Consider the following 15,520-nt stretch of genomic DNA (forward strand, 5'->3'; position numbering starts at 1 on the left):
CGCTGCTATATGGGGGACAAGGCTCAAGCCTGACAATACTTAAACGGATCGGAAGAAAGGAAATAGTCATGGAAATCTTTGTCCCAGAAGTAGAGAAGTTGGTAAAAAACGCTCGTAAAGCAGCGGCAGCATTCAATGGCTTCACCCAGTTGGAGGTTGACCGGATCGTGGCGGCAATGACTCGGGCCGGCGTGGCCAACGAGCGGAAGCTGGCAGAAATGGCGGTCGAGGAGACCGGCATCGGCAATGTCGAAGACAAGGTGATCAAAAACCATTTCGGCACCCAGGTGGTGTTCGATTACATGCGCGGCAAGCCTTCGGTTGGGATCATCGAAGAGGAAGACGGCATTCTGACCATTGCCGAGCCGTTCGGCATCATCGCGGCCGTTACTCCGACCACCAACCCGACCTCCACCACCATGTTCAAGTCCCTCATCTCCCTGAAAGGGCGCAACGTCATCATCCTCGCCTTCCACCCCAAGGCGCAGAAGTGCAGCGAGGAAGCCGCCCGGATCATGCTCGACGCGGCCGTGGCTGCCGGTGCTCCGGAAAACTGCATCCAGTGGATTACCCAGCCATCCATCGAGGCAACCGATGCCCTGATGAAGCACCCGAACGTGGCCATGGTCATTGCCACCGGCGGTGGCGCCATGGTCAAGGCGGCCTACAGCTCCGGTCATCCGGCCCTAGGGGTCGGACCGGGCAACGTGCCGGTCTATATCGAGAAAACCGCCAATCTGGGTATCGCTATCCCGGATGTGATCGCTTCCAAGACCTTTGATAACGGCACTATCTGTTCCTCGGACCAGTCGGTGATCTTCGACGACCAGCTCGTGGCCGACAAGGCGTTGCAGCTGTTCAAGGAGCAGGGGGCCTATCTCTGCACGGTCGAGGAAAAGGCCAAGCTTGAGGCAGTGATGTTCGATAAAGAGCGCGGTGTCCCGTCCATGGCCATTGTCGGCAAGAAGCCGCAGGTGATTGCCGAACTGGCCGGGTTCTCCGTGTCTGATGACGTGAAACTGCTCATGGTTCCTCTCACCACCACTGGTCCGGAAGACTGGATGAGCCACGAAAAGCTCTCCCCGGTACTCGGCTGGTTCATTGTCAAGAGCAAGGAGGAGGCGATTACCGCCGCAGTCAGCCAGCTTACCTTCGGCGGCGCCGGCCACTCGGCCGTGGTCTTTACCGAAAACGAGGAGGTGGCCAAGGAGTTCGCCCTGGCCGTCCCGGCCAACCGGGTGGTCTGGAACCAGCCATCGGTACACGGCACCATTGGCGCCCTTTACAACAGCCTGGTCCCGTCGCTCACCCTCGGCTGCGGCGCTATGGGGGGCAACATCACCACTGAGAACGTCGGCTACAAGAATCTCCTCAACATCAAGCGGGTTGCCAGAAGAAAGGCTGCCTGACCTTTATATCCCATTACAACCGAAACCGGCGAGGGCGCAATTATGGCGCCCTCGCCGCCTAACAGCCGTCAGAAGGCAAAGGACACAAGATGGCACTGGTGACGTGCGCCGTTTGCGGAGAAACGGCCGATTCCGACGATTATCGCGTCAAGAACTGCACCGTATGCGGTTCCTGGTACTGCTACCGCCATTTGGGGCAGTACAAATCGCAATGCACGAGCTGCAAGACCTATACGCTCAAGAATCTCTTTGGCAGGTGACGTTTATACCAACTGTGGTGCGGAGTTATTCCCCACTGGTGCGATTTTCCCCGGAGGTTTTCGATGAAATTCTGTTTTCCCATAATCAACAATGCCGGCGCCGCAACCATGATCTACAGCCACTTTGCCTCGGCCCCGCAGTTTCTGGTGATCGATACCCGGAATGCGCACATCACGGTAATTCCCAACTGTGACCGCGCCAATCCCTATGCCGGCTGCAATCCGTTCAGCGCTCTGTGCGGACAGGATCTTGACGCCGTAATTGTCGATGCAATCGGCGATGATGCGGTGCGGGCCATGAACATGTGCGGTTTCAAGGTGTTCCGGGCCGGTTCCGCATCCGTGGCCGAAAATCTGACGCTCTTCGATACCAGCGGTCTGACCGAGGTGCCGGTACTGGACAGCCACCTGGAAGGCCGCTGCCAGTCCGGCGCTAGCGGGCACTCCTGCGGCCATCACCATCACTGACCAAGCAACGGCGAAAGGATAACTCCCATGATGAAAGAGATTCGGGTACAGGACGCCATCGGTCAGGTCCTGTTCCATGACATTACCAGGATCGTGCCCGGCGAATCCAGCGGCCGGGCCTATAAAAAGGGGCAGATCATCGGGCCTGACGATGTGGAGAAGCTGCTCAAACTGGGCAAGGACCATATCTATGTCCTTGACCTGGCAGAAGGGTATCTTCATGAGGACGAGGCAGCGTTACGGATTGCCAAGGCCGCTGTGGGCAAGGGGATACAGATGCTGCCGCCGGTCGAGGGGAAGGTGCGGCTGCAGGCGACGCGATCGGGGCTGCTCAAGGTGAACGTGGCTGCCCTGGCCCGGATCAACGCCATCAATGGCGTGGTCTTCGCCACCAGCCACAGCAATCGACCGGTTGCTGCCAGACAGCTGGTTGCCGGCACCCGGATCATCCCGCTATACACCGAAGAAGCAAAGATTGCCCAGGTGGAAAACATCTGCCGCGATTTCGGTCCGATCATCGAGGTGTTGCCGCTGCGCTCCCTGAAGGTCGGCCTCGTTACCACCGGCAACGAGGTCTATCACCACCGGATCGAGGACAAATTCGGCCCGGTGATGATCGACAAGATCAAGAGGCTGGGGAGCAGCGTCATCAGGCAGATCCTGGTGCCGGACAATATCACGCTGACAGTGCAGGCGATTCGCGACCTCATTGCCGAGGGGGCGGAGATGCTGGTGCTGACCGGCGGCATGTCGGTGGATCCGGACGACCGGACCCCTGCCAGCATTCGGGCCGCCGGCGGGGTGGAGGTAACCTACGGCTCGCCGACCTTTCCGGGTGCCATGTTCATGCTGGCCTATATCGACGACATCCCGGTGGTCGGGGTGCCGGGGTGCGCCATGTACAACAAGGCAACCATCTTCGACCTGGTCGTCCCCCGGCTTCTGGCCGGCGAACGGCTGACCCGGGCCGATTTCAGCGCCATGGGGCACGGCGGTCTCTGTCTCGCCTGCAGCGACTGCAGTTTTCCGGCCTGCGGCTTCGGCGCGTAACTCCCCCTGTCCCCCTCTTAACACAAGAGGGGGAACGTGTATGACAACTTCAGCAGGAAGTTCCATCAGGAATTACTTCGTAGCGTCCCTCCCCTTAGACTAAGGGGAGGACAGGTGGGTTAACTAACCAATGTTTTTACCGGGCTATCTGCCCTGTTTATACACCACAAGGAGGAAAACATGCAAAAGAAGGTTCTTGTAGTCAACGGCATCGAGCGGACGCTCATCGTTGACGAGGACGCGCTCCTGTCCGATGTGCTGCGCAAGCAGCTCCATCTGACCGGTACCAAGGTCGGCTGCGGCACCGGCCAGTGCGGGGCGTGCAATGTGATTGTCGACGGCAAACTGCTCCGTTCCTGCGTCGTGAAGATGAAGCGGCTGGAAAACCGGGCACAGATCACCACTATCGAGGGGATCGGCAGTCCGCTCAATCTCCATCCCCTGCAGAAGGCGTTTACCTTCCACGGGGCGCTGCAGTGCGGTTTCTGCACCCCCGGCTTCATCGTCTCGGCCAAGGCGCTGCTGGATACCAACCCAAGCCCGAGCCGGGAAGAGGTGCGCGACTGGTTCCAGAAGAACCGTAACGCCTGCCGCTGCACCGGCTACAAGATGATCGTCGATGCGGTGCTGGATGCGGCCAAGGTGCTGCGGGGCGAGATGCCCGCCTCCAACCTGGATTACAAGCTGCCGGGCGACGGGAAGGTCTACGGCACCTGTTACCCGCGGCCGACTTCGGTTGCCAAGGTGACCGGCACCTGGGATTTCGGCGAGGATATGGGGCAGCAGCTTCCTGAAGGGACCCTGCAGTGCGCCCTGGTGCAGGCCGAGGTCTCCCACGCCAACATCAAGTCCATCGACACCACCGAGGCAGAGAAGATGCCCGGTGTCTTTAAGGTGGTTACTCACAAGGATGTGAAGGGGAAAAACCGGATCACCGGCCTGATCACCTTCCCGACCAACAAGGGTGACGGCTGGGACCGCCCGATCCTCTGCGACGAAAAGATCTTCCAGTTCGGTGACGCCATTGCCATTGTCTGCGCCGACACCCGGGAAAACGCCAAGGCCGCCGCGAAAAAGGTCAAGGTGGAGCTGGAACTGCTTCCCGCCTACATGAGCGCCCCGGCCGCCATGGCCGAGGATGCCATTGAGATCCACCCCGGCACCCCCAACGTCTATTATGAACTGAACGTGAAGAAGGGTGAGGAGACTGCACCGATCATGGCCAAGGCGGCCCATGTGATCGAGGGTGAGTACTACCTGCAGCGCCAGCCGCACATGCCGATCGAGCCTGATGTCGGCTTCGCCTACATCGACGATCAGAAGCGGGTGGTGGTCCACTCCAAGTCCATCGGTATCCATCTCCACCTCTACATGATCGCTCCTGGCCTCGGCCTGGAGCCGGAGCAGCTGGTCATCGTCCAGAACCCCACCGGCGCTACCTTTGGCTACAAGTTCAGCCCGACCATGGAGGCGCTGGTTGCCGCCGCCACCATGGCCACCGGCCGCCCCTGCTTCCTGGGGTACGACTGGTTCCAGCAGCAGACCTACACCGGCAAGCGCTCGCCGTTCTGGCTCAAGGTGAAGCTGGCCGCCGACAAGGACGGGAAACTCCTGGCCATGGAAGGCGACTGGTCGGTTGACCACGGACCATACTCCGAGTTCGGCGATCTGCTCACCACCCGCGGCGCCCAGTTCATCGGCGCCGGCTACGACATCAAGAACATCCGGAGCGTCGGCCGCACGGTCTGCACCAACCACGGCTGGGGGTCGGCCTTCCGTTCCTACGGCTCACCCCAGAGCTTTTTCGCCTCCGAATCTCTCATGGACGAACTGGCCAAGAAGATGAACATGGACCCGCTGGAGCTGCGCTATATCAACTGCTACCGCCCCGGCGCCACCACGCCGACCGGACAGGCCCCGGAAGTCTACCCCTTCCCGGAGATGTTCGACCTGCTCCGGCCCAAGTACAAGGCGGCCCTGGAGCGGGCCCGTGCCGAATCGACCGAGAAGAAAAAGCGGGGGGTTGGTATTTCGCTGGGGATCTACGGCTGCGGCCTGGACGGCCCGGATACCTCCGGCGCCTGGGCCGAACTCAAGGTCGACGGCAGCGTCATGGTGGGGAACTCCTGGCAGGACCACGGCCAGGGAGCCGACATGGGGACTGTTGCCTTTGCCCATGAGACCCTGCGCCCTTTGAACCTGACCCCGGACCGGATCACCCTTTGCCTGAACGACACAAGCCTGGTGCCCAACAGCGGTCCGTCGGGCGGGAGCCGGCAGAACGTGGTGACCGGCAATGCCATCAAGGCGGCCTGTACCCTGCTCCTGAACGGCATGAGGAAGAGCGACGGTACCTTCCGTACCTTTGAGGAGATGGTCAAGGAACAGATCCCGACCAAGTACGAAGGGAGCTGGACAACACCCTGCACCCACATGGACGAAAACCAGCAGGGGAATCCGTTCTGCATTTACATGTACGTGCTCTTCATGTCCGAGGTGGCAGTGGACGTCACCACCGGCAAGACCGAGGTCTTGAAGATGACCACGGTGGGCGACTATGGCACCATCACCAACCGGCTGGTAGTTGATGGTCAGGTGTACGGTGGCCTGGCCCAGGGTATCGGCCTGGCCCTTACCGAGGACTTCGAGGACCTGAAGAAGCACACCACCCTGATCGGTTCCGGGTTCCCGTTCTGTAAGGACATTACCGACGACATGGAGGTGCACTACCTGGAGACACCCCGTCCGGACGGTCCGTTCGGCGCTGCCGGCGTGGGCGAGGGACCGCTCACCAGCCCGCATGTGGCGATCATCAACGCCATCGACAACGCCTGCGGCGTCCGGATCCGGCACCTGCCGGCCTACCCGGAAAAGGTGCTGGCAGCCCTCAAGTCGCCGAAGAAGGCGTTTGATGTGCGTGACCGGCTGTAGATAGCTGTTTCTTCCCCCTCCCTCAAGGGAGGGGGAGTTCACTCTTAACCGTATAAAGTCTCAGGTTGATCAAAAATGGTCAGATCGTCGCACCCGCAGGAAGCTTCGAGGGAGGCGTAGCAGCGCTACGCCGCACCGAAGAGCTTGCGAGGACGGCGGCGAGATGGGCGTTTTTCAGCAACCGGCCAGGGCAGCTTTATGGAACCAAACGAACTGCGCGAATGGGAACAGAAATGTATCCAGGAGGAGCCCCCCCAGTGTACGGCGGCCTGTCCGATTCATCTGGATGCCCGGCTGTTCGTCCGCCAGGTGGGGGAGGGTGACTGGGGTGGGGCGCTGAAGACCCTGGCCAAGACCATGCCCTTTCCCCGCATTCTCGGCCGGATCTGCGATCATCCCTGCGAGCATGCCTGTCTCCGCGGCGAGGCGGGCGAGCCGATCGCCATCGGCGCCCTGGAACGGCTTTGTGTCGAAACGGTCCAACAGCGGGTCGTGCCGAGCATGCTGCCGCGCAAACGGCTGGCCATTGCCGTTGTCGGCAGCGGTCTCGGCAGCCTGACAGTCGCCTGGGACCTGCTTCGCAAGGGATACGACCTGACCCTGTTCGAGCCTGGCAGCAGGCTCGGCGGTAGCCTCTGGTCTCTGCCGGAGAACATTCTGCCCCCCGAGGTGCTGAGCGCGGAACTGGAGCTCCTGACTGAGCTGGGGGCCACGGTCGAGCTCTTCGCCAAAGTCGGCCGACCAAACACGGTCGTCACTCTCAGCGAGTCATTCGCTGCGGTCTATATCGGGCTCGACACCCAGGGGGTGAATCTGAATCTGCTCGACCTGGATGATCAGGGAGCCGTGCAGGTAGACCCGCTCACCATGGCCACCAGCCGGACCGGAGTCTTTGCCGGTGGCCGGGCCGATGACACAAAGTCGCCCATTGCCGCAGTCCTTGCCGGGCGGCGGGCAGCCACCTCCATCGACCGCTTTGTCACCAATGTCTCCATGGAGAGTGGCCGCGAGAAAGAGGGCCCCTATGCGACCCTGCTATACACCAGCCTTGCCGGCGTTGCACCGTTGCCGCGCATCGCTGCTGCTAACCCAGCCAGCGGATACAATGCCGAAGAGGCGCTTAAGGAGGCAGGGCGCTGCATCCAGTGCGAGTGCCTGGAGTGCGTGAAGGTCTGCAGTTACCTGGAAAAATTCAAAGGCTATCCCCGAAAGTATGCCCGGGAGATCTACAATAACGAGCGGATGGTGCCGGGCGGGGTACACCGGGCCAATCTTCTGGTCAATTCCTGCAGCAACTGCGGGCTCTGCGCCACGGTCTGCCCCAATGACTTTCATATGGGGGAGCTCTGCCATGATGCCCGTCTGAGTATGGTGGCTCGGGCCAAGATGCCGCCGGCTGCCCACGAATTCGCCCTACTGGACCTGGAATTCAGCAGCAGCGACAAGTTCGCCCTGGCCCGCCACGAGCCGGGGCTGACCGCCAGCCGCTATCTGTTCTTCCCCAGCTGCCAGCTGGCCGGTTCCGCGCCCGGGCAGGTCAGCGAGGCCTACGGTTTTCTGCGGCAACAGCTGTCCGGCGGGGTCGGGCTCATGCTCAACTGCTGCGGCGCCCCGGGGTTCTGGGCCGGCCGCGACGACCTCTTTTATGCCGCTATCCGCACGCTGCGTACAGAATGGCACGCCCTGGGGGAGCCGGTCATGATAGTTGCCTGTTCCTCCTGCCTGGCGATATTCCGGGAGCAGCTGCCCGAGATCCCGCTGGTATCGCTTTGGGAGGTGCTGGAGCAGACCGGGCTGCCGAACACGGCAGCAGAGGCTGGTCGGCTGGCGGTTGTTGATCCCTGCAGCAGCCGCCTCGATCCGGCGGTGCAGAAAAGCGTCCGCCGGCTGCTGGAGCGGCTCGGCGCGGCAATCGAAGAGCTGCCGCTTCATGGCGACAAGCCGGAATGCTGCGGCTTCGGCGGGCTCATGGCCAACGCCAACCCGGCCCTGGCCAGGGAAGTGGTTGCCCGGCGGCTTGCGGCAAGCGACAGCGACTATCTCGCCTACTGCGCAATGTGCCGCGACCACTTCACCGCGGCCGGCAAGCGGACAACGCACTTGATCGATCTCATCTTCCCGGTCGAGACGCGGGAAGACCCGGCTGGCAGGCCGGCGACCGGTTGGTCCCTGCGCCACGAAAACCGCGCCCGCCTGAAAGAGGCCCTGCTGAAGGAACTCTGGGGAGAGGCAACAGTGACAGTGGCGGAGTATGAGCGAAGACGGGTGGAGATTCCGCCTGACGTGCTGGCGCTGATGGAGGCCCGGCGCATCCTGGTGGCGGACGTGCAGCGGGTGATCGAGTATGGCGAGCGGACCGGCAACCGGCTGCGGAGTGAAGAGAACGGCCTCTGCCGGGCCTACTTTCGGCCGCACCGGGTGACCTTCTGGGTCGATTACCGGCAGCAAGGAGAAGGTTTCATCGTTGCAAACGCCTATTGTCACCGGATGGAGATCGTACGGAGCAGCCATGAGCATGTGTGAACAGGATCCGGCAACTTGGAGCTGTGACCGGTGCGCAGTAGCGCTGGTGCCTGGCAAGGTGGAGTTTTCCTACATGGGGGGCTCTTTCAAGGTGGATCTGCCGGTCTGTCCCGACTGCGGCCTGGTCCTGGTTCCGGAAGAGCTGGCAGTTGGCAGGATGGCTGATGCAGAGAAAATTCTGGAGGATAAGTAAGTGATGTTTTGCGCCGGACAACAGCAGTACGAAGCTGGACCATTGCGGGAGATTACCGGTCCGGCTATCCGGCCCGGCGGTACTCTGTTGACCGGCCGGGCAATCAGATTTTGCAGCTTTGCACCGGGGAGCGAGCTGCTCGACGTGGGGTGTGGGACCGGTGCTACCGTGGAGTACCTGAGCAACCGGCACCACCTTAATGCGGTCGGGATCGATCCGTCTTTGCGGTTGCTGGAAGAGGGGTGGGAGCGGAATCCAGGGCTGCCGCTCGGGCTGGGCACCGCGGAGAAGCTTCCCGCCGGGACGGAGTCGAAAGACGGCATCATCTGCGAATGCGTGCTCTCGCTCCTGGCGCATCCTGAAAGGGCGTTGGCCGAGTTTTATCGGGTACTGCGCCATGGCGGTTTCCTGATTCTGAGTGATCTTTTTGCACGTATCCCGGCCGATAACAGCCCGGTGGGCGGCCTGCTCTCTCGTGCAGAGCTGGAGGAGATGCTCTCTGCCAGCGGCTTTCACCTGCTGCTTTGGGAGGACCATAGCCGTCTGCTGCGGGAATTGGCAGCCCGGCTGGTGTTTGCCCATGGTTCGTCTGCTGACTTTTGGCGTACAGCCGGGAATTGTGCCGACGGGCAACGACCGGGCTACTATCTGTTGATCGCTGCCAAAGCGAACCGGGAGGATGCATGATGGACCAGACCTTGATGCGGATGCTGGAACTTTCCTATAACGGCTACTACTGCAGCCAGATCCTGCTTCTGCTCGCCCTGGATGCGCAGGGAAAGAGCAACCCCGATCTGGTGCGGGCCATGGGGGGGCTGGCCAACGGCCTTGGCGCGGAAACCGGTACCTGCGGCATCCTGACCGGAGCTGCCTGCCTTCTTTCGCTCTATAGCGGCAAGGGGAGCGACGACGAGCGAGAGGACGAGCAGCTGAAATACCTGCTCCGGGACCTGTACGAGTGGTTCGACCTGACGATTGGCGGGCGCTACGGGGGCATTGGCTGCGCCACCATCGTCGGCGACCGGACCGAGGTGCGCCAGCGCTGCGGGGCCATCACCGCTGAGACCTATGCCAAGTTGCAGGAACTCCTGGCCGCCGCCGGCTACGACCTGACCGAAGGCAAGAACAGCTGAAGGAAACAGCGCATGACTAAACCGATAGACATCGATCCGCAGACGACTACTAGTCTCTGCCCCTCCTGCCTGGCGCTCATCCCGGCTGAACGGAGGCAGGAGGGGGATCGCCTGGTGCTGGTGAAGCGCTGTCCGGATCATGGGGAGTTCCGCGCACTGCTCTGGAACGGTAAGCCGGCGCTGGCAGGGTGGGCGCGCCCCAGGCAGCCGTATCGGCAGGAAAACTGCCAGACCGTGACGGCAAAAGGGTGCCCATTTGACTGCGGCATCTGCCCCGGCCACCGGCAGCAGTCCTGCACCGTGCTCCTGGAGGTGACCGGTCGCTGCAACCTCTCCTGCAGCGTCTGCTTTGCCGATTCCGGATCTCGGGCGGCTCATGACCCGACCATTGAGACGATTGGCGGCTGGTACCGGCGGGTGCAAGAGACCAGCGGTCCTCACAATATCATCCAGCTCTCCGGCGGCGAGCCGACTATGCGGGACGACCTGCCGGCCATCATAGCTCTCGGCCGTGACCTGGGCTTTCCTTTCCTGCAGCTTAATACCAATGGTGTGCGCCTGGCTGCCGAGCCCGGCTATGCCCGCATGCTGAAAGATAGCGGTCTCTTCTCCGTTTTCCTCCAGTTCGACGGCACGGACGACGCGATCTACCGGGCGCTCCGGGGCCGCCCCCTGCTGGCGGAAAAACTCGGTGCGATCGAGCAGTGCGCAGCTGCCGGGCTGGGGGTGGTGCTGGTCCCGACCCTGGTGCCCGGAATCAATACCGGCAATGTGGGAAGCATCCTGCAGCTGGCGCTGGAGCTGGGACCGGCTGTGCGCGGGGTCCATTTCCAGCCGGCCAGTTTTTTCGGCCGTTATTCGGCAGCGCCCACAGATGACGAACGCTTTACCCTCCCGGATCTGATGCGGGCCATTGAGGAGCAGACCGATGGCCTCATCAGAACCGAGCATTTCCGGCCGCCAGGGTGCGAACACCCCCGCTGCTCCATGCACGCCAATTTTCTCCGGCTCCCCGAAGGCGGGCTCAAACCGTTGACCGGCCATACGCCACCCGGCTGTTGCAGCAGCGAGCCGGGCGATCTGGGGACCGGCCGGGCAGTTTCTTTCGTGACCCGCCAGTGGGGGGCGCCGTATCAGGAGATAAACGCCGGCGAAGACAGCCTGGAGGCGTTTCTTGAAACACACCGGAGTAATACCCTTGCTGTGTCGGCCATGGCGTTCCAGGATGTCTGGAACCTGGACTTGGAGCGGGTACAGGAGTGCTGTATCCATGTGGCGGCCCCGGATGGCCGGTTGATCCCGTTTTGTCTCTATAACCTGACCTCTGCCAGCGGCACACCGCTTTACCGGAGGCCATCATGCTGACCCCGCTGGAGCCGTGGATCAAGGGAAAGATAGGCCTGCGCCAGCACGAGCCACTGACGAACGAACGCCTGAAGCGGTACCAGCTGCAGCGGCTGCAGGAGACCATAGCGTACGCCCGTTGTCAGAGCCCGTTTTATCGCCGGCATCTGGCCGGTTGCGACGCCCCCGCCTCCCTGGACGAGATCGGCCGGCTCCCGTTCACCACGCCGACGGATATCCAGGCCAATGGCCTGAGTTTTCTCAGCGTGTCCCAGGACGAGATCGAGCGGGTGGTGACCCTGCAGAGCTCAGGCACCACGGCTTCTCCCAAGCGGCTCCAGTTCACTGCCGCTGACCTGGAGCTGACTGTAGATTTTTTCCACAATGGCATGGCCACCATGGTGCAGCCAGGGGATCGGGTGCTGATTCTGATGCCAGGCGAACTGCCGGGGAGTGTGGGGGAGCTGCTGGTTAGGGGGCTGGCCCGGCTCGGCGTGGAAGGGATCGTGCACGGCCTGGTGCGCGACCCGGCCGCAGTGTTGACGTGTATCATTGAGCAGCGGATTGACTGCCTGGTGGGGATTCCGGTGCAGCTGCTCAGCCTGGCGCGGCATCCGCTGGCCGCTTCGCTGCCGGCGGGACAGCTCAGGAGCATCCTGTTGAGTGCGGATTACGTGCCGCAGGCCATTGTGCGCGAACTTGAACAACTCTGGGGGGCGGCGGTGTTCAACCATTACGGCATGACCGAAACCGGCCTGGGTGGCGGGGTGGAGTGCCGGCATCGCTGCGGCTACCATCTGCGGGAGGCGGACCTCTACTTTGAGGTGATCGATCCGGCCAGCGGCGCGCCGCTTCCAGTCGGTAAGTTGGGGGAACTGGTGGTCACCACGCTCACCAGGGAGGGGATGCCGCTCATTCGTTACCGGACCGGCGATCTGGCCCGTTTCCTGGGAGAGCCCTGTCCGTGCGGCACCGTGCTGCGCCGGCTGGAGCGGGTCACGGGGCGGCTGGCCAACCGGGTCCGGCTGACCGGCGGCAGCCTGCTCACCATGGCCGAGCTGGACGAGACGCTCTTTCCGCTGCCGTTTCTGCTCAACTTTCGGCCGGAGCTCCGGGCCGTGCATGGCGTGGATCTCCTGGAACTTACGGTCGAGTGCCTGGATACGGACGAAAAGGAGGCCAGCCGCCTCATTCAGCGGGCCTTAACGACCATCCCGGCGCTGGCCGCTGCCTTTAACGAGCGGCAACTGATTCTGGGACCGATCAGGGAGGAAGCCTTGACCGTCAACGGCGCCATCAAACGTACGATCATCGATCGGAGAAAGGAACATACATGCTGATCTCATGGGCGGTAAACGCCATCTGCCCGGCGCTCGAACAGGGGGAACAACTCGTTCTGGCTACGGTCATCAGCAAGTCGGGCTCGGCGCCCTGTCTGGCCGGCTCGAAGATGCTGGTCCGCAGCGACGGTTCTTTCATCGGCACCATCGGCGGCGGCGCGCTGGAGGCCCAGGGGCTGGAAAGGGCGAGCCAAGTGTTCCGGACTGGCATCTCGCAGCACTTCACCGTGGACCTTTCCGGCAGGGATGCGGCCAGCATGCACATGATCTGCGGCGGCCGGGTCGAGGTGCTGCTGGAGATGATCACGCCCGACCCGGCGACAATAGCGGTCTTTGCGGCTCTGCGGGGAGCACTTGCCGGGGAGGAACGCTGCTTTCTGGTGAGCGGTCTCGGCCCGGAGGGGGATATCAGCAGGATCAAGCGCTGCCTGGTACGACCGGACGGAACAATGACCGGCCCCTTTCCCCATCCTGCGGACTGGCTCGCCGCGCTGGCCAAGCTGTCGCACAACGCCACCTACCCGGTACTGACCGTGATCGAGGGGGAGCGGTTCCTGGTGGAGCGCTGCTATGTCCCGTCTACTGTCTTTCTGTTCGGTGCCGGCCATGTCTCCCAGCAGGTTGCCGAGATGGCCGCCAAGGTGGCATTCCAGGCCGTGGTGCTTGATGATCGCGAGGAGTTCGCCAACCGGGAGCGGTTCCCCACGGCCGAAGTCGTCCGGGTCATCGAGTCATTCGACGACTGCTGTGCGGGGCTTACGATCGACGCTGACAGCTATCTGGTGATCGTGACCCGGGGCCACACCCATGACAAGACCGTCCTGACCCAGGCGTTGCGCACCGATGCCTGCTATATCGGCATGCTCGGAAGCAGGAAGAAGAGCGTGGAGATCCGCCGCGCCCTGGTGGCCGAAGGGTTCGACGAGGGGCGCGTCAACGCGGTCCACTGCCCCATCGGTCTGGATATCGGCGCTGCCACCACGGCGGAGATCGGGGTCAGCATCGTGGCCGAGCTGATCCAGGCACGGGCAGCGAGGGAGAAACTAGATGGCCGATAAGGTTGCCGCTATCATCCTGGCTGCCGGGCTCTCCTCGCGGATGAAGGAGTTCAAGCCATTACTCCCGTTGGGGCGATTCACGGCCCTGGAGCGGGTGATCCTTACCATGCGGGAGGCCGGGGTCGATGATATCCGGGTGGTGACCGGGCATCGCAGCCCGGAACTGGAGCCGGTTGTGGCACAGCTCGGGGCACAGATCGTGTTCAACCGGCAATACAGCCGGGGGATGTTTTCCTCGGTGCGAGCCGGAGTCCGGAGCCTCGGCTCGGACACGGACGCCTTCTTTGCCCTTCCCGTGGATCTAGCTCTGGTAAGACCCGCCACCGTTAGGCGCCTGCTGGAGGTTTTCCGGCTGGGCGGAGCAGATGTCATATATCCCTGTTTCATGGGAAAGCGGGGCCATCCGCCGTTGATTGCCGGCCGCCATAGCCGGACGATTTCCTCCTGGCGGGGGAGGGAAGGGTTGCGCGGTGTGCTGGCAATGTTACAGACCGGCGCCCTGACCGTCGAGGTGGCAGACGAGTTGATCCTGCGGGACATGGATACCCCGGATGATTACCGGAGCATGGCCGCAATGGCAACGCGCCTCGATATTCCGACAACGATGGAATGCCGGGCCTTGCTTGGTCAGGTGCTTGGCGTTGACCAGCGGATCATCCGTCACGGCCAGCAGGTGGCGCGTCTTGCCACCGAATTGGCTGCCGCATTGAACCGGGTCGGCTGCTCGCTCGATCTGGATCTGTTGTCTGCTGCCGGTCTGTTGCACGATCTGGCGAGGCATGAGAAGGATCATGCCATGGCCGGGGCTCGCATTCTGCGCGAGCTTGGATTTGCTTCGACAGCGCGGCTGGTCGCCAGTCACATGGATCTGATCGTCAATGAAAGCCGCCCCCTCACCGAGGCGGAACTGCTCTACCTGGCGGACAAGATGGTTTTGGGCGAGCGCCAGGTTTCCCTGGTCGAACGTTTTCAATGCGCCCGGTCGCGGCATAACCATGATCCCGAAGCGTTGCGGCGTATCGACCTCCGCCTGGAAACGGCCCGGATAATCCAGCGGCGTTGCGAAGCGCAGCTGGGATCGGCGTTGCGCGACCTGCTGCCGGGCGGCGAGCAGATACCGGTGCAGCATGCCGGTTAGCACGATCTATCTGCTCCGTCACGGCGATTCCCGCCGGGACGGGGTCAAGCGGTTCATGGGCCGCACCGACCTGCCGCTCTCTGCCGCCGGGGAGGCCCAGGCAAAGGAGTGGCAACGGCAACTGGCGCACCTGACCTTCAGCCGGGTCATCTGCAGCGACCTCAACCGCTCGCGGGAGACGGCCAAGCTGGTTGCCTTAGGCCATGGTGTTGCGCTGCAGGAGATCTCTTCCTTAAGGGAGATCGACATGGGGGAGTGGGACGGTCGCTCGTTTGCCGAGATCCGGCAACAGTTCCCCGACGCCTTTAGCCGCCGGGGCGAGGAGATTGCGACATTCCGGCCACCGGGCGGCGAGAGCTTCAGCGATCTGGAGCAGCGGGTGCTGCCGGCGTTTTCCCGCCTTGTCCAGGGCGCAACCGGCAACCTGCTCGTGGTCGGCCATGCCGGGGTGAATCGGGTCCTTATCTGTCACCTGCTCGGGATGCCACTGGTCAACCTGTTCCGGATCGGCCAGGGATACGGTTGTCTGAATCTGATCGAAGCCAGTGCCGACGGTTTCAGGGTGCAGGGGGTCAATCTGCCGCGCCTCTGATTCGATCCGGCGGTAGGGTGATAGCTGGCTGAGGAACAATGAAAAAGGGGGGCTGCATGCGCAGTCCCCCTTTCGTGTTGC

General features: G+C 62.5%; 14 protein-coding genes. All 14 read left to right on the forward strand.

Going from position 1 to position 15,520, the window contains the following annotated elements; all coding sequences use genetic code 11:
• Window positions 1-68: 68 nt before the first annotated feature.
• The 14 genes from KI809_RS12540 (at window position 69) to cobC (ending at window position 15,439) form a co-directional block, all read left to right on the forward strand.
• On the forward strand, window positions 69-1,409 hold the full coding sequence (locus tag KI809_RS12540) for an aldehyde dehydrogenase family protein (RefSeq protein ID WP_214171916.1): 1,341 nt from the start codon (window positions 69-71) through the stop codon (window positions 1,407-1,409).
• Window positions 1,410-1,498: 89 nt separating this feature from the next.
• Entirely contained in the window at window positions 1,499-1,669 is a 171-nt protein-coding gene (locus KI809_RS12545; protein WP_214171917.1) for a hypothetical protein, read from the forward strand.
• Window positions 1,670-1,732: 63 nt separating this feature from the next.
• Window positions 1,733-2,137 (forward strand): NifB/NifX family molybdenum-iron cluster-binding protein, encoded by a 405-nt coding sequence (locus KI809_RS12550; protein WP_214171918.1) that lies wholly within the window; start codon window positions 1,733-1,735, stop codon window positions 2,135-2,137.
• 27 nt (window positions 2,138-2,164) lie between these two features.
• The gene (locus KI809_RS12555) at window positions 2,165-3,187 is read left to right on the forward strand and encodes a molybdopterin-binding protein (protein WP_214171919.1); all 1,023 of its coding nucleotides are present in this window, start codon (window positions 2,165-2,167) and stop codon (window positions 3,185-3,187) included.
• A gap of 180 nt (window positions 3,188-3,367) precedes the next feature.
• Entirely contained in the window at window positions 3,368-6,118 is a 2,751-nt protein-coding gene (locus tag KI809_RS12560) for a molybdopterin-dependent aldehyde oxidoreductase (RefSeq protein ID WP_214171920.1), read from the forward strand.
• A gap of 198 nt (window positions 6,119-6,316) precedes the next feature.
• Window positions 6,317-8,641 carry a pyridine nucleotide-disulfide oxidoreductase/dicluster-binding protein gene (locus tag KI809_RS12565; protein ID WP_214171921.1) on the forward strand — a complete coding sequence of 775 codons (2,325 nt, stop codon included), beginning with the start codon at window positions 6,317-6,319 and terminating at the stop codon, window positions 8,639-8,641.
• Window positions 8,628-8,834: a DVU_1557 family redox protein gene (locus KI809_RS12570; protein ID WP_214171922.1), complete on the forward strand. Its 207-nt coding sequence runs from the start codon at window positions 8,628-8,630 to the stop codon at window positions 8,832-8,834. The genes KI809_RS12565 and KI809_RS12570 overlap by 14 nt, the downstream gene beginning before the upstream one ends.
• Before the next feature lie 3 nt (window positions 8,835-8,837).
• Entirely contained in the window at window positions 8,838-9,521 is a 684-nt protein-coding gene (gene trsM / locus KI809_RS12575; protein WP_246559418.1) for a DVU_1556 family methyltransferase, read from the forward strand.
• Complete coding sequence (locus tag KI809_RS12580; protein ID WP_246559397.1) at window positions 9,452-9,967, forward strand: DVU_1555 family C-GCAxxG-C-C protein; 516 nt, start codon at window positions 9,452-9,454, stop codon at window positions 9,965-9,967. The genes trsM and KI809_RS12580 overlap by 70 nt, the downstream gene beginning before the upstream one ends.
• 12 nt (window positions 9,968-9,979) lie before the next feature.
• Window positions 9,980-11,332 carry a radical SAM (seleno)protein TrsS gene (trsS, locus tag KI809_RS12585; RefSeq protein WP_214171924.1) on the forward strand — a complete coding sequence of 451 codons (1,353 nt, stop codon included), beginning with the start codon at window positions 9,980-9,982 and terminating at the stop codon, window positions 11,330-11,332.
• The gene (locus KI809_RS12590) at window positions 11,326-12,651 is read left to right on the forward strand and encodes a DVU_1553 family AMP-dependent CoA ligase (protein WP_246559398.1); all 1,326 of its coding nucleotides are present in this window, start codon (window positions 11,326-11,328) and stop codon (window positions 12,649-12,651) included. Before trsS ends, KI809_RS12590 begins: the two co-directional genes overlap by 7 nt.
• Window positions 12,645-13,709 carry an XdhC family aldehyde oxidoreductase maturation factor gene (locus tag KI809_RS12595; RefSeq protein WP_214171925.1) on the forward strand — a complete coding sequence of 355 codons (1,065 nt, stop codon included), beginning with the start codon at window positions 12,645-12,647 and terminating at the stop codon, window positions 13,707-13,709. Before KI809_RS12590 ends, KI809_RS12595 begins: the two co-directional genes overlap by 7 nt.
• On the forward strand, window positions 13,699-14,847 hold the full coding sequence (locus KI809_RS12600) for a DVU_1551 family NTP transferase (RefSeq protein WP_214171926.1): 1,149 nt from the start codon (window positions 13,699-13,701) through the stop codon (window positions 14,845-14,847). The genes KI809_RS12595 and KI809_RS12600 overlap by 11 nt, the downstream gene beginning before the upstream one ends.
• Window positions 14,837-15,439, forward strand: a complete 603-nt coding sequence (cobC, locus tag KI809_RS12605) for an alpha-ribazole phosphatase (RefSeq protein ID WP_214171927.1) — start codon at window positions 14,837-14,839, stop codon at window positions 15,437-15,439. The genes KI809_RS12600 and cobC overlap by 11 nt, the downstream gene beginning before the upstream one ends.
• Window positions 15,440-15,520: the final 81 nt, after the last annotated feature.

This window comes from Geoanaerobacter pelophilus (assembly GCF_018476885.1).
Taxonomy (GTDB): domain Bacteria; phylum Desulfobacterota; class Desulfuromonadia; order Geobacterales; family DSM-12255; genus Geoanaerobacter; species Geoanaerobacter pelophilus.